The sequence below is a fragment of the Streptomyces sp. NPDC059897 genome (assembly GCF_042730865.1).
GTDB lineage: Bacteria > Actinomycetota > Actinomycetes > Streptomycetales > Streptomycetaceae > Streptomyces.
In genome coordinates, this window is sequence record NZ_JBHWKQ010000009.1 from 91,449 (window position 1) to 112,401 (window position 20,953).

Here is a 20,953-nt window from a genome sequence, read left to right on the forward strand (position 1 = left end):
GCAGGCGGTCCTCAGTAGGGGGCCTGCCACACCACCGTCGTGCCGTCCCCGTCGAGCCCCGGACCGTGCCAGCTGGCGCCGCCGAGCGATTCGGCCCGCTTCTGGAGGTTCTTCAGGCCGCTGCGCCGTCCGCCCTCCTTGATGCCCACGCCGTCGTCCGCGACCGTCAGACGGACGCCCTGCTGCCCGTCGGGGAGGAGCACGGTGGCGTCCACGACGACGTCAATGCGGTCGGCCTCCGCGTGCCGGAACGCGTTCGACAGGGCCTCGCGCAGCGCCGCGATGAGGTGCTTTCCGGTCAGCTCGCCGACGACCGTGTCGACCGGCCCGAGGAAGCGGTGCGAGGGCTTGAACCCGAGCGGCACGGCGGCCATGTTGATCTCGCGGAGCACCTTGGTGCGCAGCCCCGACGGCGCCTCGGCCGGCCCCTGCTGGAGCGCGAAGATCGCGGTGCGGATCTCCTGGATCGTGGTGTCGAGCTCGTCGACCGCCTTGCCGACGCCGGTCTGCACCTCGGGCACCACGGAGCGGCGCTGGGCGGTCTCCAGCATCATCCCGGTGGCGAAGAGTCGCTGGATGACGAGGTCGTGCAGATCGCGCGCGATCCGGTCGCGGTCCTCCAGGACGGCGAGGCGCTCCCGGTCGCGCTGCGCCTCGGCCGTCACCAGGGCGAGCGCGGCCTGGGACGCGAACTGGGTGGCCAGGGTGCGCTCCGCCTCGCTGAACGGCCGGTCCCCACGCGCGCGGGTCATCACCAACGTCCCCAGGACCCGCCCGCCGCTCTGGAGGGGCAGCATCATGGAAGGCCCGTAGTCCCGCGCCAGGCCGGTCATCATGCGGGGATCGGAGGCCGCGTCCTCGACGAACACGGCCTTGCCGTCGAGCAGTTCGGAGATCACCCGGCTCTCCGGCGGCACGATCACGCCGAGCGCGGTGGAGGGCTCGTCCGAGTCGACGGCGACGATCTCCATGCCGCCGTCCTCCGCGGGCAGCATCACGATGCCGGCCGCCGAGTCCGAGAGGTGCCGGGACTGTTCGGCGACCACCTGGAGCGCGTCGTCCGCGTCACCTCCCGAAAGGAGCGCGGTGGTCACCGCCACCGAGCCGTCGATCCACCGCTCGCGCTGCTTGGCCGCTTCGTAGAGGCGCGCGTTGCCGATGGCGATGCCCGCCTCCGTGGCGAGCACCCGGACCATGTTCAGGTCGCCGTCGTTGAACTCGCCGCCGCCGTGCTTCTCCGTGAGGTAGAGGTTTCCGAAGATCTCGCCCTGTACGCGGATGGGGAGGCCGAGAAACGTGTGCATCGGCGGGTGGTTCGCGGGGAAACCGCAGGAGCGCGGGTCGTCCGCCAGGTTCGCGAGGCGCACGGTCACGGGGTCGTGGATGAGCGCGCCGAGCAGCCCCCGGTGGCCGTCGGGCAGCCGCCCGATGCGCCGCGCGGTCTCCTCGTCGACCCCGGAGTAGACGAAGTCCGAGAGACCCTCGCCGTCCTCGTCGACGACGCCGATCGCGGCGTACTTGGCGTCGGTCAGCTCGGCGGCGGTCTCGCAGATCCGGTCGAGCGTGGTGTGCAGTTCGAGGCCCGTGCCCACGGACCGCATCGCTTCCAGGAGCTGCGGCAGCCGGGCGGTCAGCTCGGCCGACAGACCGTGAAGACTGCGGGTCGCCTGCGTCGCCGCCTCCAAGGACGCCGCGGCGGGCTCAGCGGGAGGAGGGGCGCCGGGGTCCGTGGGTGCTGCCATGCGACGAGCCTAATTAGTACCAATTGCCGAGGAAAGTCGGGATCGGGTTGGGCGGCGCCCGGGCGGAGGGCCGGGCGCCCGGCCGGAGGTGGGCCGGGCGGGTGGTCGGAGGTGGGCCGGGCGGGGCGAGGCGGGGCGGGGCCTCAGCCCTCCGCGCCGGCCAGCGCCTCCGCCGCGCCCTCCCGAAGCCGCAGCTCCCGAAGCGGCCCGTCGACCGCGGCCAGCTCGGCGTACGGACCGCGCTGGGCGACCCGCCCACCGTCCAGCACCAGCACCTCGTCCACGGCCTCCAGACCGGCGAGCCGGTGTGTGATCAACACCGTCGTTCGCCCCCGCGTGACGTCCAGGAGGTCCGCGGTGAGCGCGTCCGCCGTCTCCAGGTCGAGGTGCTCGGCGGGCTCGTCGAGCACCAGGACGGGGAAGTCGGCGAGCAGCGCGCGGGCGAGCGCGAGCCGCTGCCGCTGGCCGCCCGAGAGCCGTGCGGCGTGCTCACCCACCAGGGTGTCGAGCCCGTCCGGCAGCGCCTGCGCCCACTCCCGAAGACGTACGCGGCCGAGCACCGCCCACAGCTCGTCCTCGGTGGCGTCCTTCTTGGCGAGCAGCAGGTTCTCGCGCAGGCTGCTGTCGAAGAGGTGCGCGTCCTGGGCGCACAGCCCGACGAACCGCCGGACCGCGTCGCCGTCGAGGGCCGCCGCGTCGACACCGCCGAGCGTGTACGTCCCGGCGTCCGCGTCGAGGAAGCGCAGCAGCACTTGGGCGAGGGTCGTCTTGCCCGACCCCGACGGGCCGACGACGGCGACGCGGCGGCCCCGCTCCAGCGTCAGGTCGAGGCCGGCGAGCGCGTCCCGGTCCTGGCCCTCGTAGCGGGCGGCGAGGCCGCGCACGACGAGCGGGAAGGGGTCCTGCGGCGGCTGTGCGGGCCGCTCGGGCTCCCGTACGGGTTCCGGCGCGTCCAGCACCTCGTAGACCCGCTCGGCGCTCTTGTGGACGCGCTGGCGGTGCTGCACGGCGAGCGGCAGGCCGAGCACCGCCTCGAACGCGGCGAGCGGCGTCAGGACGACGACCGCGAGCGACACCCCGTGGAGCTGCCCGGTGCGCACGCCCTGGATGCCGACGAGCGCGGCGGCCGCCACGGTCAGGCCGGTGATCAGCGCGGTGAGCCCGTCGCCGAGCGCGGTCGCGGTGGCCGCGCGCGAGGCGATCCGGGTCAGCACGGAATCGGCTTCCGCGGCCTCCTTGTTGCGGCGCGGAAGGGCCCCGGAGACCGTCAGTTCGGCGGTGCCGGTGAGCAGTTCGGCCACCTTCGTGGCGAGCACCCCGCGCGCGGGGGCGAGGCGGCGCTCGGCGCGCCGGGACACCGCGCCGGACAGCAGCGGCACCCCGACCCCGGCGAGCAGCAGCCCCACGGCGAGCACGGCGCCCGCGGCGGGCAGCAGCCACGCGGTGAACGCCACCGATCCCGCGCCCACGAGCGCGGCGGCCGACGCGGGCAGCAGCCAGCGCAGCCAGTAGTCCTGCAGCGCGTCCACGTCCGCGACGAGCCGGGAGAGCAGATCGCCGCGCCGCTGCGTGCGCAGCCCGGCGGGCGCGAGCCGCTCCAGGCGCCGATACACGGCGACCCGGGTGTCGGCCAGCATCCGCAGCACCGCGTCGTGCGACACGAGCCGTTCCAGGTACCGGAAGATGGCCCGCCCGATGCCGAACGCGCGCGTGGCCGTCACCGCGACCATCAGGTACAGCACCGGCGGCATCTGCGAGGCCCGCGAGATCAGCCACCCGGACGTCGCCATCAGGCCGACCGCGCTGCCGAGCGCGAGCGCGCCGAGCAGCAGGGCGAGGGTGAGCCGGGAGCGGCGCGGCCTGGCGGCGGCGCGCAGCCGTGCGAGTACGTGCCGCCGGTCCACGGGAGCGTCGCCGCGCGCCTCCGCCGGGGCGGTCTCGACGGCATCGGTGAGGGCCTGCACGGACGGGCTCCCCTGTGCGGCGCCACGCGTCTGCGCCGGCACCGCGCCCGGTGCCTCGATCCGTACGACCCGGTCCGCCACGGCGAGCAGCGCGGGACGGTGCACGACGAGCAGCACGGTCCGCCCCACGGCGAGCCTGCGCACCGCGTCGACGATGCCGGCCTCGGTCTCCCCGTCGAGCGCGGCCGTGGGCTCGTCGAGCAGTACGACGGGCCGGTCCGCGAGGAACGCGCGCGCCAGCGCGAGCCGCTGCCGCTGCCCGGCCGAGAGCCCGGCGCCGTCCTCCCCGAGCACGCTCGCCATGCCCTCGGGCAGCGCCTCGACGAACTCCAGCGCCCCGGCCTCCCGCAGCGCGGCGAGCACCGCCGCGTCGTCCGACTCCGGCCGCGCGAGCCGCACGTTGTCCGCGATCGACCCGGCGTACAGCTGCGGTCGCTGCGGGACCCACGCCACGCGCGCGTGCCACGCCTCGCGCGAGATCTCGGCGAGGTCGACACCGCCGACGGAGATGCGCCCGCCGGAAGGGCGTACAAAGCCCAACAGGGCGCTGATCAGCGTCGACTTGCCCGCCCCGCTCGGCCCCACGAGCGCCACGGTCTCGTTTTCGGCGACATGGAAGGTGACATCGCAGACGGCGTCCGAAGAGCGCTCTACGTAGCGAACAGAAACGCCTTCAAACCCGATTCCGCCGGCGGAAGGGGCTTCCCGCGTGCCGGACTCCGGCAGCGGCGTCTCCAGGACCGCGAAGATCTCCTCCGCCGCGGCGAGCCCCTCGGCCGCCGCGTGATACTGCGCGCCCACCTGTCGCAGCGGCAGATACGCCTCGGGCGCGAGCACCAGGATGACGAGCCCGATGTACAGGTCCATCTCGCCGTGCACGAGCCGCATGCCGATGGTCACGGCGACGAGCGCGACCGACAGCGTGGCCAGCAGTTCCAGCGCGAACGAGGAGAGGAAGGCGATCCGCAGGGTGCGCATCGTCGCCCTGCGGTACTCACCGGTGATCTTGCGGATGGACTCGGCCTGCGCCTTGGCGCGACCGAACACCTTCAGCGTCGGCAGGCCCGCGACCACATCCAGGAAGTGTCCCGAAAGCCGGGACAGCAGCCGCCACTGGCGGTCCATCCGGGACTGGGTGGCCCAGCCGATGAGCATCATGAAGATCGGGATGAGGGGCAGCGTGCCGACGATGATCGCCGCCGACACCCAGTCCTCGGTGACGACGCGGACGAGCACCGCCACCGGGACCACCACCGCGAGCCCCAACTGCGGCAGATAGCGGGAGAAGTAGTCGTCGAGGGCGTCCACCCCGCGCGTCGCGAGCGCCACCAGGGACCCGGTGCGCTGACCGCTCAGCCACCCGGGACCGAGCTGCGCGGCCCGCTCCAGCAGCCGCCTGCGCAGCTCCGACTTGACCGCCGCGCTCGCCCGGTGCGCGGCCAGCTCGGTCAGCCAGGACACGAGCCCGCGCCCGGCCGCCACCGCCACCAACAGCAGCAGTGGCGAGCGCAGTTCGGCGACGTCGAGGCCGTGCTGGAACGCGCCCACCACGATCTCGGCGATGAGCATCGCCTGCGCGATGACCAGGCCCGCCCCGGCGGCGCCCAGGGCCACCACCGCGATCAGGAAGAGGCGCGAGGCCCGGCCGTACCGGAACAGACGCTGGTCGATCGGTTTCACGTGAAACACACCCTCACGTAGTGGCGGGAGCTCAGTGCGCCTCGGCCGGCATGTGGTTCGTGCCGAGCCGCTTGCGGAACACCCAGTAGGTCCAGCCCTGGTAGAGCAGGACCAGCGGCGTCATGATCCCGGCGACCCAGGTCATGACCTTCAGCGTGTACGCGCCCGAGGACGTGTTGTCGATCGTCAGGTTCCACGCCTCGTTGAGCGAGGACGGCATGACGTTCGGCACCAGGGCCAGGAAGATCGCCGCCACCACGGCCGCGATCGCGACCCCGTTGAAGGCGAACGCCCAGCCCTCGCGCCCCTTGGCGTTCATCGCGAGCGTCCCGAGCAGCCCGACGACCGCCACGGCGAACGCCACCGCGGTCCACGCCGTCCCGCTCTCGACCTGGATCCAGGCGAGGAAGCCGCCGCCCAGCAGCACGGTGGCCACACCCGCCTTCGTCGCGAGCTTCCGCGCCCGCACCCGGATGTCGCCCACCGTCTTCAGCGCGGTGAACACGGCCCCGTGCAGCGTGCACAGAGCGGTGAAGGCGAGCCCGCCGAGCAGTCCCCACCAGGTCAGCAGGTCGGCGGGCGAACCGGCGAAGTCCTGCTGGGAGTTGATCGGCACGCCGTGCACCATGTCGGCGAACATCACGCCCCACAGGAACGGCAGCAGCAGCGAGCTGACGAAGAGCACCAGCTCCCAGTTGCGCTGCCAGCTCTCCTCCGGCCGCTTGTGCCGGTATTCGAAGGACAGCACCCGCACGATCAGCAGCAGCAGCGCGATCACGAGCAGCAGGTAGAAGGCGCTGAAGAACGTCGCGTACCAGATGGGGAACGCGGCGAACATGGCGCCGGCGGCGGTCAGCAGCCAGACCTCGTTGCCGTCCCACACCGGGCCGATGATGTTGATCAGCACGCGCCGCTCGGTCCTGTCGCGCGCCAGCAGCCGCGTCAGGATGCCGACCCCGAAGTCAAAGCCTTCGAGGAAGAAGTAGCCGGTCCACAGAACGGCGATCAGAAGGAACCAGAAATCGTTGAGGCCCATGGCGCTTTCTCCTCTCAGTACGCGAAGGTCAGTGGCTTGTCGGCATCGTCGTCGTCATCGGAGTCGTCCCCCGAAGGACCACGCAGCTTCGGATCCTTGGTGGGCGGTTCCTCGTCCGTGTCCGGACCCTTGACGGCGTACTTCTTCATCAGCCGTACGTTGATCCAGAACAGCACCGCGTACAGCAGGGTCAGCGCGGTCAGCGAGATCGCCATCTCGGCCTGGCTGACACCGGGGGAGACCGAGTCGGCGGTCTTGAACAGTCCGAAGACGGCCCAGGGCTGGCGGCCCATCTCGGTGAAGATCCAGCCGATGGAGTTGGCGATGAAGGGGAAGATCAGCGAGGCCATGCCGACCCGCCAGCCCCACTTTGTGACGGTCGGGCCGAGTTCCTTCGTGTTGGTGAGCATCAGCTTGGGGATTTCGTCCTCACCCCTTCGATGCTCGGGCAACAGCCATCGCTTCTTCCGCGTCAGCCAGAACCCGGCGCCCGCGGCGACGGCAGCGGTGAGCCCGATGCCGATCATCAGGCGGAAGCCCCAGAAGGTGACGAAGATGTTGGGGATGTAGTCCTCGGGCTGGCCGCCGTACTTGTCGGCCTCGGCCTTGGCGGTCTCCTGGATGCCCGGGACGCAGCTGGTGAAGTTGCTGTCGGCCAGGAAGGACAGCAGGCCCGGAAGCTCTATCTCGACGGAGTTGTGGCCCTTGGTCACATCACCGACCGCGAAGATCGAGAAGGGCGCCGGGCATTCCGTGTCCCACAGGGCCTCGGCCGCCGCCATCTTCATCGGCTGCTGCTTGAACATCACCTTGGCCAGCTGGTCGCCGGAGAGGGCGACCAGGATGCCCGCGATCATCGTGGTGATCAGGCCGATCCGCAGCGAGCTGCGCAGCGTGATGGTGCGCTTGCGGTCGACCTGTTCGCCGGCGTCCTTCTGCTTCTTGATCTTCCAGAGCAGGAAGCTCGCGATGCCGATCATGAAGGCTCCGCCGGTCAGGAAGGCGGAGGAGATGGTGTGCGCGAACTGGACGACCGCGGTGTTCTGGAAGAGGACGTGCCCGATGTCGTTGAGCCGGGCCACCCCGGTCTTCTCGTCGATCTCGTAGCCGACCGGGTGCTGCATCCAGGAGTTGGCCGCCAGGATGAAGTAGGCCGAGGCCAGTGTGCCGATCGACACCATCCACATGCAGGCGCAGTGGATCTTCTTCGGCAGCTTGTCCCAACCGAAGATCCACAGGCCGATGAAGGTGGACTCGAAGAAGAAGGCGATCAGCGCCTCCATCGCGAGCGGCGCACCGAAGACGTCACCGACGAACTTCGAGTAGTCCGACCAGTTCATGCCGAACTGGAACTCCTGCACGAGACCGGTCGCCACCCCGATCGCGATATTGATCAGGAAAAGCTTCCCCCAGAACTTCGTGGCGTGGAAGTACTTCTCCTTGCCCGTGCGCACCCATGCCGTCTCCAGGCCCGCGGTGAGCGCGGCGAGGGAGATCGTCAGCGGGACGAACAGGAAGTGGTAGACGGTGGTGATGCCGAACTGCCATCGCGCCAGGGTCTCCGGCGCGAGGGCGACCGTTGTCGGGTCCACTGCGTCTTCTCCTTACATCGCCGTGGTCACAGCGGCAGTTTGCCCCTTTAATCCCACAAATCCCGGGAGGAACCGGGACACGCTTGTGAACGCGTTCACATTCACAAGCATTATGTCGTACTGATGGTCGGCATACGAAGGGGGGTCCCCCGTTAATCCGGGAGACCCCTGTCACTACGATGCACGCGCCAACGCGCGGCGCCCTACAGCTCCTTGCGGAACTCCTCGGCCGTCCGCAGGAAGATGTCGTTGGCCTCGGTCTCCGCGATCGTGGCCCGCACGCCCTCGCCCGCGAACGGCCGCACGACCACGCCCGCCTGCTCACAGGCCGCCGCGAAGTCCATCGTCTTCTCCCCCAGACGCAGCCACACGAAGTTGGCCTGCGTCTCGGGCACCGTCCAGCCCTGCGCCCGCAGCCCCTCGACGACCCGCGCGCGCTCGGCCACCAACGAACCGACCCGGCCGAGCAGCTCGTCCTCCGCGCGCAGCGAGGCGACCGCCGCGTCCTGCGCGAGCTGGCTCACGCCGAAGGGGACCGCCGTCTTGCGCAGCGCCGCGGCGACCGGCTCGTGCGCGATGGCGAAGCCCACGCGCAGGCCCGCGAGCCCGTACGCCTTCGAGAAGGTCCGCAGCACCGCCACGTTCGGCCGGTCCCGGTAGATCTCGACCCCGTCCGGCACCTCGGCGTCGCGGATGAACTCGCGGTACGCCTCGTCGAGGACCACCAGGACATCGGAGGGCACCCGGTCGAGGAACCGCTCGAGCTCGGCCCGGCGGATGGCGTTGCCCGTGGGGTTGTTGGGGTTGCAGACGAAGATGAGGCGCGTGCGGTCCGTGATCGCGTCGATCATGGCGTCGAGGTCGTGGTCCTCGTCCGGCGTGAGCGGCACCTGCACCGACTTCGCGCCGCTGATCTGCGTGATGATCGGGTACGCCTCGAAGGACCGCCAGGCGTAGATGACCTCGTCACCAGGGCCCGAGGTCGCCTGGAGCAGCTGCTGCGCGACGCCGACCGAGCCGGTCCCCGTGGCCAGATGGCTGACGGGCACACCGAAACGGTCGGCCAGCTCGTTCATCAGGCCGGTGCACGCCATGTCCGGGTAGCGGTTGAAGGTCCCGGCGGCCGCGATCGCCTGCTCCATCACGCCGGGCAGCGGAGGATAGGGATTCTCGTTGGAGGACAGCTTGTAGGCCACCGGCCCCCCGGCAGCGGCCGGCTTTCCGGGCTTGTAGGCAGGGATCCCCGCCAGCTCCGCACGCAGCTTGGGGTTGATCTCGCTCACCGCAGTCCTCCTTGTGGGCACCGTTCCAATACTGCTCACCTTAAGAGGATTCGCCGCGCGCCCCAATGGCCCGGGTCCGGCCCCCTCCGCAAGGCGTGCGGAGAGGGGGGAGCGCTCCTCGCCCTGGCGCGCGCCGGTGGCTCGCGCCGTGGCGCGCATCACCCGTGAAGGTGAGTTGAGACCTACTCGCAACATCGCCGACTTGGCAGGCCCATGCGCGACGACAAGCGATGTGCCATAGTCAAACCCTTCAATTCCCTTTTATTTAAAGGTTGATGATGGGCAATCACCTTGCAGAAACGTGCCTGTCAACGCCTGCATATGCTCCCCCACCATGCAGCCGAATGAGCCCTACTATCGGCTCGCCATGACAGCAGCAGGGAAGCACCAGGTGAGCCGGGCAGAGACAACCCGCAGGGGCACCCGGCCGAGCCGGGCAGGCATCAGAGACGTTGCCGCAGCCGCCGGGGTCTCGATCACGACTGTGTCCGATGCGCTCAACGGTAAGGGCCGGCTCCCGGACGCCACCCGACGCCACGTCCGCGAGGTCGCCGACCGGTTGGGCTATCGCCCCTCCGCGGCCGCTCGCACGCTCCGTACCGGGAAATCGGGCCTCATCGGCCTGACCGTGACGACGTACGGGGATGAACCTTTCACCTTCACAGAATTCGCGTACTTCGCGGAGATGGCCCGAGCCGCCACCTCCGCCGCGCTCGCCCGCGGGTACGCCCTCGTCATCCTGCCCGCCACCTCACGCCACGACGTGTGGTCGAACGTCGCGCTCGACGGCACCGTCGTCATCGACCCCTCCGACCATGATCCGGTCGTCACCGAGCTGGTCCGCCAGGGCCTGCCCGTCGTCTCCGACGGACGTCCCGCGGGCACCCTGCCCGTGACCGCCTGGGTCGACAACGACCACGAGGCCGCCGTGCTCGGCATCCTCGACCACCTCGCCGAGTCCGGCGCCCGCCGCATCGGCCTCCTCACCGGCACCACCACCGACACGTACACACACCTCTCCACCTCGGCGTATCTGCGCTGGTGCGAGCGGATCGGGCAGGAACCGGTCTACGAGTCGTACCCCGCGCACGACCCCTGCGCGGGGGCCGTCGCGGCCGACCGGCTGCTCGCCCGGCCCGACCGCCCCGACGCGGTCTACGGCCTCTTCGATCCCAACGGCACCGATCTGCTCGCCGCGGCACGCCGCTACGGGCTGCGCGTCCCGGACGACCTGCTGCTGGTCTGCTGCAGCGAGTCGAATGTCTACGCGAACACGGAACCGCCCATCACGACCCTCTCGCTCAAACCGCGGCGGATCGGAACATCCGTCGTGCAGCTCCTCATCGACGCCATCGAGGGCGTCGAGTCCGACCAGCCGGTCGAGCAGGTGATGCCGACCGATCTCATCGTGCGGACCTCGTCCCAGCGACGCCCGCACCGCACCACAGTCAGCCCTCCGCGCTCTCCGGGACAGAGCTGAACACCCCGCCCGCCCCCTCCATCGACCTCGTCATCGACTCCTCCGAAGAGAAAAGTCCACACCAATTCGGGAGAAATGCACGGTGATCAGCCGCCCGTCACCGATTCACCACCCCTGGTGCATCACACAGCGCGAGCCGCATTCCTATGATGGGCGCACGACACCGCGGGCCGCTGCGACCAGGCAGTCCGATACGGTGCACAGGCGGCGCAATGGTGGTGGAGGGGTCGATGACTCAGGGGGCCGGTCCGGGACCCGCAGCGGGCACGGATACGCTGCGCGACTTCCGTGTTCCCGCGTACGTCCATGACGTACCGGCGAACGTACAGCCGACGGACCCCGACGTCCCCGCGCCCGGCGCCGAGAATCCCGAGGCGTATCCCGAGGGCTACACGCCGACGGAGCGCGATCTGCCCGTCATCAACCGGGGCGACACCGTCCAGGTCGAGACGCCGCAGCCCGCGCCCACCGGGGACGAGGGCCTCGGCCCGCTGTACGTCGTCGGCGATGTGCACGGTTATCTCGACGAGCTGGTCGCCGCCCTCCACGAAAAGGGCCTGATCGACGCCGAGGGCAACTGGGCGGCGGGCACCGCGCGCCTCTGGTTCCTCGGCGACTTCACCGACCGCGGGCCCGACGGGATCGGCGTCATCGACCTCGTCATGCGGCTGTCCGCGGAGGCGGCGGCCGCCGGTGGCTACTGCAAGGCGCTCATGGGCAACCACGAGCTGCTGCTGCTCGGCGCGAAGCGGTTCGGCGACACGCCCGTGAACTCGGGGGCCGGCACCGCCACGTTCCAGGCGGCCTGGTTGCTCAACGGCGGGCAGAAGGCCGACATGGACCGCCTCCAGGACGTGCATCTGCAGTGGATGTCCCGGCTCGACGCGATCGAGATCGAGGACGACCACCTGCTCACGCACTCGGACACCACCGCGTATCTCGACTACGGCGACTCCATCGAGGCCGTCAACGACACGGTGCGCGAGACCCTCACGCGCAATGACGCGGACGAGTGCTGGGACCTGTTCCGCAAGTTCACCAAGCGGTTCGCGTTCAAGGACGAGGAATCGGGTCCCGGCGCCGCACGCCGGCTCCTCGACGCCTTTGGCGGCTCGCGCATCGTGCACGGCCACAGCCCGATCCCGTATCTGCTCGGCGAGGTCGGTGGCGAGGACGGGGACAGCGAGGACAGCAGGCCCCCCGTCGAAGGCCCGCATGTGTACGCGAATGGGCTGGCCATCGCCATGGACGGCGGCGTGACCATGGCCGGAAAGCTGCTCGTGCAGCAACTCCCCATGGATGTCTGAGACTTCACGGGGCACACGCGAAAGCGGAGGATCCGACCGGCCGCACGGCCAATTTCCGGAAACCCCCTGTCACCGCGTGCCGTGACAGCTCTACCATCGGCTTATCCGTAGCAGGCTCCCCTCCGTTTCTGCCCGACGGCTCGCACCCATGCGGGCCACCAAGCCCTACGGAGCATCGGGGGATGCACATGAACAGCGCTCCGCATTTGCTGAACGAGGACCGTCCCGAGTTCGAGCGGCTCCTCGATGACGCGCTGCGTACCGCACCGAATCGGCCTGAACTCGCCGCCGTGGGCCAGCGGCTCAACCCCGAACAGCTGCGCACGATGGCGCTCGGCGCCGCCGCGCTGATCAACACGGCGGCCGCCGACGAGTACCAGCGCTACGTCAAGGTCCGCGAGGAACTGCGCTCCACACCGCGGCTCCTGCGTCCGCTACGCGAAGGAGGCAGCTCCAGCGGGGAGAGCACGGGACCGGGCGTCGCCGCGGTCGCCGTCGTGCTCGCCCCGGTCCTTGCCGGGACCGCAGCCCTGATCTTCCTGATCGTCGGCTACGTCCTGAGCATGCTCAACCCGGTACCGGCCTTCGCCAGGACCCTGCGCACCTTCGGCTGGGTCTTCGGCGCGATCACCGCGGCGAGCATTCTCGTCGCGGCCGTCTGCCTGCTGCTCGCGGCGTTGCGCAATGGCTCGACGTCGCTCCAGGCGAGCACGCACGGCGAGGCCAGCGAGGAAATGAAGCAGGCCAGGGAAGCCTGGCGTGTCGCGCTCCTGGACCGGGGCATCCTGCCGTTCCTGCGGGACGCCCTGGCGGATCCCTCGGCGGGCGGCGGCCCGCATCGGGGGGGCCGCGGCGGCTCCGGCGGGCGCATGCCGCACCTCGGCTACAACAAGCCAGGGTTCAGCAGCCCCGACGGCGGCGGCACGGCAACGGGCCAGCGCGCCGGCTATTCGAGCCCGGACTTCTCCAGTCCGGACTTCGGCGGCCCGGACCACCAGCCGGACTGACCCTCCGGCGGCCACCGGGCCGTTCGACGACGAGGCCCCTCGCGAACGAGGGGCCCCACCGTCATGCACGCATGCCGTCAGTCGGCGATCGGCAGATACACGCGATTGCCGGCCTGCGCAAACTCCTTGGACTTCTGCTCCATGCCCTCCTCGATCTCCGAGGCCTCCGACAAAGCAGTGCCGTGTTCGCGCCGGATGTCCTGCGAGATCTTCATCGAGCAGAACTTCGGCCCGCACATCGAGCAGAAGTGCGCCGTCTTCGCGGGCTCCGCGGGCAGCGTCTCGTCATGGAACTCGCGTGCCGTGTCCGGGTCGAGGGCCAGGTTGAACTGGTCCTCCCAGCGGAACTCGAAGCGGGCGTCGGAGAGCGCGTCGTCCCATGCCTGGGCGTCCGGGTGCCCCTTGGCGAGGTCCGCCGCATGCGCCGCGATCTTGTACGTGATGACCCCGGTCTTCACGTCGTCGCGGTTGGGCAGGCCCAGGTGCTCCTTGGGCGTGACGTAGCAGAGCATCGCCGTGCCCCACCAGGCGATCATCGCGGCGCCGATCCCGGACGTGATGTGGTCGTACGCCGGGGCGACGTCGGTGGTCAGCGGGCCGAGCGTGTAGAACGGCGCCTCCTCGCAGATCTCCTGCTGGAGGTCGATGTTCTCCTTGATCTTGTGCATCGGGACGTGGCCCGGGCCCTCGATCATCGTCTGCACGTTGTGACGCTTGGCGATGGAGTTCAGCTCGCCGAGTGTCCTCAGCTCGGCGAACTGCGCCTCGTCGTTGGCATCCGCGATCGATCCGGGGCGCAGGCCGTCGCCGAGCGAGTACGTGACGTCGTAGGCCGCGAGGATCTCGCAGAGCTCCTCGAAGTTCTCGTAGAGGAAGCTCTCCTTGTGGTGCGCGAGGCACCAGGCGGCCATGATCGAGCCGCCGCGCGAGACGATGCCGGTCTTGCGGTCGGCGGTCAGCGGGACGAACGGGAGGCGAACGCCCGCGTGGACCGTCATGTAGTCCACGCCCTGCTCGGCCTGCTCGATGATGGTGTCCCGGTAGATCTCCCAGGACAGTTCCTCGGCCTTGCCGTCGACCTTTTCGAGGGCCTGGTAGAGCGGCACGGTGCCGATCGGCACGGGGGAGTTGCGCAGCAGCCACTCGCGCGTGGTGTGGATGTTGCGGCCGGTGGAGAGGTCCATGACCGTGTCGGCGCCCCACTTGGTCGCCCAGGTCATCTTGTCCACCTCCTCCTCGATGGAGCTCGTCACGGCCGAGTTGCCGATATTGGCGTTGACCTTCACCAGGAATCGCTTGCCGATGATCATCGGCTCGATCTCCGGGTGGTTGACGTTGGCGGGCAGCACGGCCCGGCCCGCCGCGATCTCCTCGCGCACGACCTCCGGCGCGACGTTCTCCCGGATGGCCACGTACTCCATCTCGGGGGTGATCTCCCCCCGGCGGGCGTACGCGAGTTGGGTCACGGCCCGCCCCTCGCGGCCGCGGCGCGGCTGACGCGGGCGGCCGGGGAAGACCGCGTCGAGGTTGCGCAGGCCGCCGCGCGGCGACGTGTGCTTGATGCCGTCGTCCTCGGGACGGACGGGGCGGCCCGCGTACTCCTCGGTGTCGCCGCGGCTGATGATCCAGTTCTCCCGCAGCGGAGCGAGGCCGCGGCGGACATCGGTGTCGACGGTCGGGTCGGTGTACGGACCTGAGGTGTCGTACAGCGTCACCGACTGCCCATTGGTGAGGTGCACTTGACGGACCGGCACCTGGAGGTCGGGGCGCGAGCCCCTGATGTACCCCTTGTGCCAGCCGATGGACTGGCCGGTCTCCTCGGTCGAGCTGGAGGCAGGCGTGTGTGCGTCCGTTGTGGTCATGAGACCTACTCCCTACGCCGGCATTACCCGGTAACAGGTTCAGCGGTCGACGCAGCGGTATTCGTCCCCTGGTCACGCCGTTCCACGCTGTTTCACGTGAAACGCGCTGGGACGAAGGTCAGCGCCCTCTCAGCCCGGTGCTCCGAGCTCCCGCGATGGCAAAAGCGCCTCCACGCTAACGTGACATACGCCGCGTTGAACAGAGGGCCCCCTCCGTTCTTGCGATGATCTGGCGGTGACCACCAGCCAACAGCCCCCAGCCCCGCCGTCCCACCCGCCGCACGGGCACTCCCACAGCCATGGCCCGGCGGCGCCCGTCTCGCGGCACCTGCGCAAAGTGATCGCGGCCGTTCTGATCCCGTTCGCGGTCGCGGTCGTCGTGGGTCTCGCGGTGCTCTGGCCGGGCGGCGCACCGCCGCACGAGCGCAGCGGGGTCGGCTTCGACCGGCAGACGCAGCAGGCCACGGTCACCCAGGTCGAGAAGGTCGACTGCTCGTCCGTGCACGCGCAGGGGCAGAGCCCCACCGGGGACCCCACGGCGCAGCAGGGCACCACCGGCGAGCAGAAGACCAGTGGCACCTGTGAGAACGCGACGATCCGGATCGACAGCGGCAAGGACAAGGGCCGTACGTTCACCGAGGTCGTCCAGCCGGACTCACCGCGGCAGTTGCACGAGGGCCAGAAGGTGATCGCCGCCTACGCGCCGGACGCGCCGAAGGAACTGCAGTACTCGGTCACCGATGTGAACCGCAAGCTTCCGATGGCCCTGCTGGCCGGGATCTTCGCCCTCGCCGTGGTCGTGGTGGGCCGGATGCGCGGCGTCATGGCACTGATCGCGCTCGCGATCAGCTTCCTGGTCCTGACGTTCTTCATCCTGCCCGCGATTCTGCAGGGGTCGAACCCTCTCGTCGTCGCGGTGATCGGGGCCAGCGCGATCATGCTCATCGCGCTCTACATGTGTCACGGCCTGACAGCCAGAACCTCCGTCGCCGTGCTCGGCACCCTCGTCTCGCTGCTGCTGATCGGCCTATTGGGCTCGCTGTTCATCGGCTGGGCGGCCCTGACGGGCAACACCGACGACAACACGGGGCTGATCCACGGCCTGTACCCGGACATCGACATGAGCGGTCTGCTGCTCGCCGGGGTCATCATCGGCTCGCTCGGCGTGCTCGACGATGTGACGGTCACCCAGACCTCCGCCGTGTGGGAGCTGCACGAGGCGAACCCGACGCTGGGCCGGCGCGCCCTGTACCGGGCGGCCATCCGCATCGGGCGCGACCACATCGCATCCGTCGTCAACACGCTCGTCCTGGCCTACGCGGGCGCCGCGCTGCCGCTGCTGCTGCTCTTCTCGATCGCGCAGAGCAGCGTCGCCGACGTGGCCAACAGCGAGCTGGTGGCCGAGGAGATCGTTCGGACGCTGGTCGGCTCGATCGGCCTCGTCGCCTCGGTGCCGGTGACCACCGCACTGGCCGCGCTCGTGGTCTCCGCCGACCGCCCGGAGAAGCAGGGGCCCGCGAAGGCCGCTCCCGCTCCTGGACGCGGTGGCGGAGGCCGGCGGCGCAAACGCTGAAAGGCGCGGAGCTGCTCGGGTGCACCGCGCTGCTGAAGCGTTACGTCTGGTCCGGTGTCGTACAAACCATCTGGTGTCGCCGTCTGCCGTCGTGCGAGCCGATGGGGAGTCAGCCCGCGCTCTGCTCCTCGGCGAGGATCCGGTCGAGGGCCTCGTCGAGGTCGGACTCGAAGTCCGCACCCGTTTCCTCCTGGCCGAGCGGGACGAGCTTGTCCGTCCGGTCGAGGAACGCGACGAGCGGTGCGACCCCGGCCCGGAACAGGGCCTGGTCCGCGCCGACCTGGAGCCTGATGTGCACCTCGCCCGGCATCTCGCCGACGGCGCCGCCCACCCGCTCCACCGGTGTGACCTGTACGTCTCCTTCACCACTGGCCCCGTTGACCCCGTCGACGAGGAGCTCCCGGCCGAACGCCCAGGTCACAGGCGCGTCTCCGGGAAGATGGAAGGTCAGCCGCACGGCATACGGATCGGTGGACTCGTACCTGAGCTCCACCGGAATGCGGAACGAGAGCTCCTCGGAAACGAGGAAGCTCATCATGACCTCTGCTTGAACTGCTTGTACCGACTCGCGCATCGCCTACCCCGTCAACTTGCCGTCGATTGGCCAGGAATTATCTCCCTGACACTGCTGGCATCTTGCTCAACGTACACACAGGATTACAAGGAGTGAGTTTTCAAATGCTGATAGAGAAGGCGAGTGTTCCTACCAGCCTGCCGATCTCGTGCTGCAACCGACGGGCTGTGGGCAGCAGTTTCTCCGCCTGATGGGAAGGGAGAGAAATGGCCAAAGTCGCCGCGGTCGACCCGATCGTCAGGGGGAACGCGGCGCAGGCGGTGCCCAGCGCGTACTCCTGGCGCTCGACGACCGGTTCCATGCGGCCCACCCGGCTCAGCTTCCGTAGCAGCGCGCGGTCGTCGCGCACCGAGTACGGAGTGATGGACTGCGCGGGATAGCGGTCGAGGTGATCCTTGCGGGCCGCCTCGTCGAGCTGGGAGAGCAGACACTGGCCGATGGCGTGGGCGTGGCCGGTCTCCCGGAAGTCGGCCCACTCCTCGACGGCCGGATTGCCGGGCGTGTCGGCGACGGCGACGAGCTCGATCTCGCCCTCGCGGTAGACCGCGAAATAGACCGGGACGCCGATGGTGTCGCGCCAGTGCCGCAGCGCGTCGGTGATCATGCTGCGACGATTCTGCTGCGCTCCGCTGCTGCTCAAACGCTCGGCGGCGTCACCGAAAACGAAGACGCCGTTCTCCCGGCGGAGATATCCCTCATGAGCCAGCGTGCGCAGGAGGTGGTACGCGGTGGGAAGGGCGAGGCCGGCTTCCCGCGCGAGCTGCTTGGCCGGCGCCCCGTCGTCATGAGAAGCGACCGCCTCGAGCAGTCGCATGGCTCGCTGCACGGAGCCGATGAGTGTCTGCGGGGCGGCGGGTGCGGTATCGACCGTGGCCAAGGTTCACTCCCGATGCGCGTGGGGGACCCCCGCGCACTCGAGGCTCGCAGGGGGCTAAAGCCATCGAATTCCGGACTCTAACCCTTGGCCACCGATTGGCGCCTGCCGCGCAAGGAAACTTCCCCCGGTCGTGCGAAAGGTCGCGCAACGCAACGACCGGGATCCGCACACGGGTGCGCCCGGCTTCACCAGTCGCGGCTCCGCGACGACGACGAACCGACCATGAACTTCCGCACTACGTAGATGAGTCCACCCACCAGTGCGGCGAACACGAGCACCTTGAACAGCAGGCCGATCACGAAGCCGACGACGCTGGCGATCAGACCGCCGAACACGACGATGGCGATGACCGGCACCGCGACCCACTTCACCCACCACGGCATGTCCGCGAATATCTCTCGCACTGCCATCGCTCCTTCGTTGTCCCTCGTTTACTCTTCTGGTCTTCTGCTTCGATGCTGGCACGTCAAAGGCCCGCGCGGGCCCTTCCGATCCCTTGTCCTCCCCTGACCCGACCCCTAGGGAACCCCGAGGCCGAGCCTCAGCCTTCCGGGGGCGAGAAGACGACGAGGACGCGCAGGTCCTCGCTGATGTGGTGGAACTTGTGCGCGACACCGGCCGGCACGTACACCACGCTGCCCCGGCCGACCTGGGTCGTCTCCATGCCGACCGTGATGGAAGCGCGGCCGCTCACCACGAGGTAGACCTCGTCCTGACTGTGCGGCTGCTGCGGGTCCTGCGTGCCCGCGTCGAGCGCGTACAGCCCGACCGACATGTTTCGCTCCCGCAGAAACTGCAGATACGCCCCGTCATTGGCGGCTCTCTCCGCCTCGAGCTCATCCAGCCGGAACGCCTTCATCCTTCTCGCCCACCCCTGTCACCAGTCATGTCTGCAACGATCAGACACATGAAGAATTTCCTAGTCAAGACGATCGCCAACGCGGGAGCCCTGGCCGTCGCGGTCTGGGTGCTCGACAAGATCACTCTCACCGGCGACAGCACCGGCAAAAAGGTCGGCACGCTGATCCTCGTCGCCCTCATCTTCGGCCTGGTCAACGTGATCGTGAAGCCGATCGTGAAACTCCTGACCTTCCCGCTGTTCATCCTCACGCTCGGCCTGATCACGCTGATCGTGAACGCCCTGATGCTGCTGCTGACCTCGTGGCTGGCCGACACCGTGGACCTGAGCTTCCACGTCGACGGCCTCTGGACCGCGATTCTCGGTGGCCTGATCGTGTCGGTCGTCTCCTGGGCGCTGAACGTCGTGCTGCCCGACGGCAAGGACTGAGAGCGGCCGAGGATGACCTACCGCGTCTGTTTCGTCTGCACGGGCAACATCTGCCGCTCGCCGATGGCCGAGCACGTCTTCCGCGCCCGCGTCGAGGAGGCGGGGCTCGGCGGCCTCGTCGAGATCGACAGCGCGGGCACCGACGGCTGGCACGAGGGCGACGGCGCCGACCCGCGCACCGTCCACGTCCTCACCGAGAACGGCTACACCGCCGAGCACACGGCCCGTCGGTTCCACGGCGACTGGTTCGCGCGCCTCGACCTGGTCGTCGCGCTCGACCACGGCCATCTGCGCACCCTGCGCCGCCTGGCGTCGACGCCGGAGGACGCCGAGAAGGTCCGCCTGCTGCGTTCCTACGACTCCGGGGCCGATCCCTCGGACCTGGACGTCCCCGATCCGTACTACGGCGATCCGGGCGGCTTCGAGGAGTGTCTGAAGCTGGTCGAGTCGGCCTCCGAGGGCCTCCTCGCAGCCGTACGCGAAGCGGTGGGAGGCCGGGTCGCATGACGGAGCCTTCGGCACAGGAGCCGGGAGACAGTACGCGGGCGGTCCGGGCCGGCCTTCCCGAACCGGTCAAGAACGAACCGACCCTGCCGGGTCCGGTGTTCGCCGCACATTTCCATCTGCCCGGCGATGTGTCGGGGCCCTATGCGTACGGCCGTGACGAGAACCCGACGTGGACGCATCTCGAGCACGCCATCACCGAGTTGGAGGCGCCCGGACGCTCCGGCGCGCAGACGCTGGCCTTCGCCTCCGGCATGGCCGCTATCTCCGCGGTCCTCTTCTCGCAGCTGCGCGCGGGCGACGCGGTGGTCCTGCCGGCCGACGGCTACCAGGTCTTCCCGCTCGTCCGCGAGCAGCTCACGGCGTACGGGATCGAAGTGCGCACCGCGCCGACCGGCGGTGACGCGCAGCTCGACGTGCTCGACGGGGCGCGCCTGCTGTGGCTGGAGACGCCGTCCAACCCCGGCCTCGACGTCTGCGACATCCGGCGCCTCGCCGATGCCGCCCATGCGCGCGGGGCGCTCGTCGCCGTGGACAACACGCTCGCGACGCCGCTCGGGCAGCGCCCGCTGGAGCTCGGCGCCGACTTCTCGGTGGCCAGCGCCACCAAGCAGCTCACGGGCCACGGCGACCTCCTGCTCGGCTACGTCGCGTGCGCCGATGCCGAGTCGATCGCCTCGGTGAAGCGCTGGCGCAAGATCGTCGGGGCGATTCCGGGGCCGATGGAGGCCTGGCTCGCGCACCGGTCCCTCGCCACGCTCGAGCTGCGCGCCGAGCGGCAGAGCGCCAACGCGCTGGCCGTGGCGCACGCCCTGCTGGGGCGCGCGGACGTCTCCGGGGTGCGGCACCCCGGTCTGCCCGACGATCCGTCCCATGCCGTCGCCGCGGGGCAGATGCGGCGGTTCGGCTGCGTGGTCTCCTTCGAACTGCCCTCGCGCGCACGGGCCGAGCGGTTCCTGGACTCCCTGACACTGGTCGACGACGCGACGAGTTTCGGCGGCGTACGGTCCACCGCCGAGCGGCGCGGGCGCTGGGGTGGCGATGCCGTCGCCGAGGGCTTCGTCCGCTTCTCCGCAGGCGCCGAGAACACCGAGGACCTGGTGGCGGACGTGCTGCGGGCGCTGGACGAGGCCCTCGCCCGGTGACGTGGCCAGCAGGGCCCTAGTACCGCGCTACGCACAACG

The 20,953-nt window shown here is 69.8% G+C and carries 17 protein-coding genes and 1 riboswitch; of the genes, 7 read left to right on the forward strand and 10 right to left on the reverse strand.

Features of this window, described 5'->3' with window-relative positions; genetic code table 11:
• Positions 1-11: 11 nt before the first annotated feature.
• The 5 genes from ACFV9W_RS12865 to hisC all read right to left on the reverse strand — a co-directional run bounded on the left by ACFV9W_RS12865 (position 12) and on the right by hisC (position 9,297).
• Positions 12-1,742 (reverse strand): GAF domain-containing protein, encoded by a 1,731-nt coding sequence (locus tag ACFV9W_RS12865; protein ID WP_385758927.1) that lies wholly within the window; start codon positions 1,740-1,742, stop codon positions 12-14.
• Between the two features lie 143 nt (positions 1,743-1,885).
• Positions 1,886-5,386 carry a thiol reductant ABC exporter subunit CydD gene (gene cydD / locus ACFV9W_RS12870; RefSeq protein ID WP_385758930.1) on the reverse strand — a complete coding sequence of 1,167 codons (3,501 nt, stop codon included), beginning with the start codon at positions 5,384-5,386 and terminating at the stop codon, positions 1,886-1,888.
• A gap of 31 nt (positions 5,387-5,417) precedes the next feature.
• Complete coding sequence (gene cydB, locus ACFV9W_RS12875) at positions 5,418-6,422, reverse strand: cytochrome d ubiquinol oxidase subunit II (protein WP_385758933.1); 1,005 nt, start codon at positions 6,420-6,422, stop codon at positions 5,418-5,420.
• 14 nt (positions 6,423-6,436) lie between these two features.
• A complete protein-coding gene (locus ACFV9W_RS12880) occupies positions 6,437-8,014 on the reverse strand; it encodes a cytochrome ubiquinol oxidase subunit I (protein WP_385758935.1) in 1,578 nt (525 codons plus the stop codon).
• 203 nt (positions 8,015-8,217) lie between these two features.
• Positions 8,218-9,297: a histidinol-phosphate transaminase gene (gene hisC / locus ACFV9W_RS12885; RefSeq protein ID WP_385758937.1), complete on the reverse strand. Its 1,080-nt coding sequence runs from the start codon at positions 9,295-9,297 to the stop codon at positions 8,218-8,220.
• A gap of 367 nt (positions 9,298-9,664) precedes the next feature.
• Here hisC and ACFV9W_RS12890 point away from each other — a divergent pair, with 367 nt between their 5' ends.
• The 3 genes from ACFV9W_RS12890 (at position 9,665) to ACFV9W_RS12900 (ending at position 13,091) form a co-directional block, all read left to right on the forward strand.
• Positions 9,665-10,777 (forward strand): LacI family DNA-binding transcriptional regulator, encoded by a 1,113-nt coding sequence (locus tag ACFV9W_RS12890; RefSeq protein ID WP_385758940.1) that lies wholly within the window; start codon positions 9,665-9,667, stop codon positions 10,775-10,777.
• Positions 10,778-11,007: 230 nt separating this feature from the next.
• Positions 11,008-12,084, forward strand: coding sequence for a metallophosphoesterase (locus ACFV9W_RS12895; RefSeq protein ID WP_385758943.1), 1,077 nt, complete (start codon positions 11,008-11,010; stop codon positions 12,082-12,084).
• A gap of 182 nt (positions 12,085-12,266) precedes the next feature.
• Positions 12,267-13,091: a hypothetical protein gene (locus ACFV9W_RS12900; protein WP_385758946.1), complete on the forward strand. Its 825-nt coding sequence runs from the start codon at positions 12,267-12,269 to the stop codon at positions 13,089-13,091.
• 77 nt (positions 13,092-13,168) lie between these two features.
• Here ACFV9W_RS12900 and thiC read toward each other — a convergent pair whose 3' ends face one another.
• On the reverse strand, positions 13,169-14,953 hold the full coding sequence (gene thiC / locus ACFV9W_RS12905; RefSeq protein WP_385758949.1) for a phosphomethylpyrimidine synthase ThiC: 1,785 nt from the start codon (positions 14,951-14,953) through the stop codon (positions 13,169-13,171).
• Positions 14,946-15,117: riboswitch (TPP riboswitch) on the reverse strand. Its footprint overlaps the gene before it by 8 nt.
• Before the next feature lie 71 nt (positions 15,118-15,188).
• On the opposite strand from thiC, the gene ACFV9W_RS12910 reads away from it, so the two are divergent.
• Positions 15,189-16,526, forward strand: a complete 1,338-nt coding sequence (locus ACFV9W_RS12910) for a YibE/F family protein (RefSeq protein ID WP_385758952.1) — start codon at positions 15,189-15,191, stop codon at positions 16,524-16,526.
• A gap of 109 nt (positions 16,527-16,635) precedes the next feature.
• On the opposite strand, the gene ACFV9W_RS12915 is transcribed toward ACFV9W_RS12910, so the two are convergent.
• The 4 genes from ACFV9W_RS12915 to ACFV9W_RS12930 all read right to left on the reverse strand — a co-directional run bounded on the left by ACFV9W_RS12915 (position 16,636) and on the right by ACFV9W_RS12930 (position 18,836).
• Positions 16,636-17,100, reverse strand: coding sequence for an SsgA family sporulation/cell division regulator (locus tag ACFV9W_RS12915; RefSeq protein WP_385758954.1), 465 nt, complete (start codon positions 17,098-17,100; stop codon positions 16,636-16,638).
• Between the two features lie 100 nt (positions 17,101-17,200).
• Positions 17,201-17,926 (reverse strand): IclR family transcriptional regulator, encoded by a 726-nt coding sequence (locus ACFV9W_RS12920; protein ID WP_385759285.1) that lies wholly within the window; start codon positions 17,924-17,926, stop codon positions 17,201-17,203.
• Between the two features lie 236 nt (positions 17,927-18,162).
• The gene (locus ACFV9W_RS12925; protein ID WP_385758956.1) at positions 18,163-18,381 is read right to left on the reverse strand and encodes a DUF5326 family protein; all 219 of its coding nucleotides are present in this window, start codon (positions 18,379-18,381) and stop codon (positions 18,163-18,165) included.
• A gap of 137 nt (positions 18,382-18,518) precedes the next feature.
• Positions 18,519-18,836 carry a cupin domain-containing protein gene (locus ACFV9W_RS12930; protein WP_385758959.1) on the reverse strand — a complete coding sequence of 106 codons (318 nt, stop codon included), beginning with the start codon at positions 18,834-18,836 and terminating at the stop codon, positions 18,519-18,521.
• 48 nt (positions 18,837-18,884) lie between these two features.
• Between ACFV9W_RS12930 and ACFV9W_RS12935 the strand changes: the two genes are divergently transcribed.
• From ACFV9W_RS12935 to ACFV9W_RS12945, 3 genes are read left to right on the forward strand one after another with little or no spacing between them, the layout of a single operon-like run.
• On the forward strand, positions 18,885-19,265 hold the full coding sequence (locus ACFV9W_RS12935) for a phage holin family protein (protein WP_385758962.1): 381 nt from the start codon (positions 18,885-18,887) through the stop codon (positions 19,263-19,265).
• A 12-nt stretch (positions 19,266-19,277) separates the two neighbouring features.
• On the forward strand, positions 19,278-19,772 hold the full coding sequence (locus tag ACFV9W_RS12940; RefSeq protein WP_385758965.1) for a low molecular weight protein-tyrosine-phosphatase: 495 nt from the start codon (positions 19,278-19,280) through the stop codon (positions 19,770-19,772).
• On the forward strand, positions 19,769-20,914 hold the full coding sequence (locus ACFV9W_RS12945; protein ID WP_385758967.1) for a cystathionine gamma-lyase: 1,146 nt from the start codon (positions 19,769-19,771) through the stop codon (positions 20,912-20,914). The genes ACFV9W_RS12940 and ACFV9W_RS12945 overlap by 4 nt, the downstream gene beginning before the upstream one ends.
• Positions 20,915-20,953: the final 39 nt, after the last annotated feature.

Excerpts from the sequence above, each read along its gene's own strand:
- ACFV9W_RS12865 (WP_385758927.1), bottom strand. The coding sequence starts at position 1,742 with ATGGCAGCACCCACGGACCCCGGCGCCCCTCCTCCCGCTGAGCCCGCC.
- cydB (WP_385758933.1), bottom strand. The coding sequence starts at position 6,422 with ATGGGCCTCAACGATTTCTGGTTCCTTCTGATCGCCGTTCTGTGGACC.
- ACFV9W_RS12890 (WP_385758940.1), top strand. The coding sequence starts at position 9,665 with ATGACAGCAGCAGGGAAGCACCAGGTGAGCCGGGCAGAGACAACCCGC.
- ACFV9W_RS12895 (WP_385758943.1), top strand. The coding sequence starts at position 11,008 with ATGACTCAGGGGGCCGGTCCGGGACCCGCAGCGGGCACGGATACGCTG.
- ACFV9W_RS12900 (WP_385758946.1), top strand. The coding sequence starts at position 12,267 with ATGCACATGAACAGCGCTCCGCATTTGCTGAACGAGGACCGTCCCGAG.
- thiC (WP_385758949.1), bottom strand. The coding sequence starts at position 14,953 with ATGACCACAACGGACGCACACACGCCTGCCTCCAGCTCGACCGAGGAG.
- ACFV9W_RS12915 (WP_385758954.1), bottom strand. The coding sequence starts at position 17,100 with ATGCGCGAGTCGGTACAAGCAGTTCAAGCAGAGGTCATGATGAGCTTC.
- ACFV9W_RS12930 (WP_385758959.1), bottom strand. The coding sequence starts at position 18,836 with ATGAAGGCGTTCCGGCTGGATGAGCTCGAGGCGGAGAGAGCCGCCAAT.
- ACFV9W_RS12935 (WP_385758962.1), top strand. The coding sequence starts at position 18,885 with ATGAAGAATTTCCTAGTCAAGACGATCGCCAACGCGGGAGCCCTGGCC.
- ACFV9W_RS12940 (WP_385758965.1), top strand. The coding sequence starts at position 19,278 with ATGACCTACCGCGTCTGTTTCGTCTGCACGGGCAACATCTGCCGCTCG.
- ACFV9W_RS12945 (WP_385758967.1), top strand. The coding sequence starts at position 19,769 with ATGACGGAGCCTTCGGCACAGGAGCCGGGAGACAGTACGCGGGCGGTC.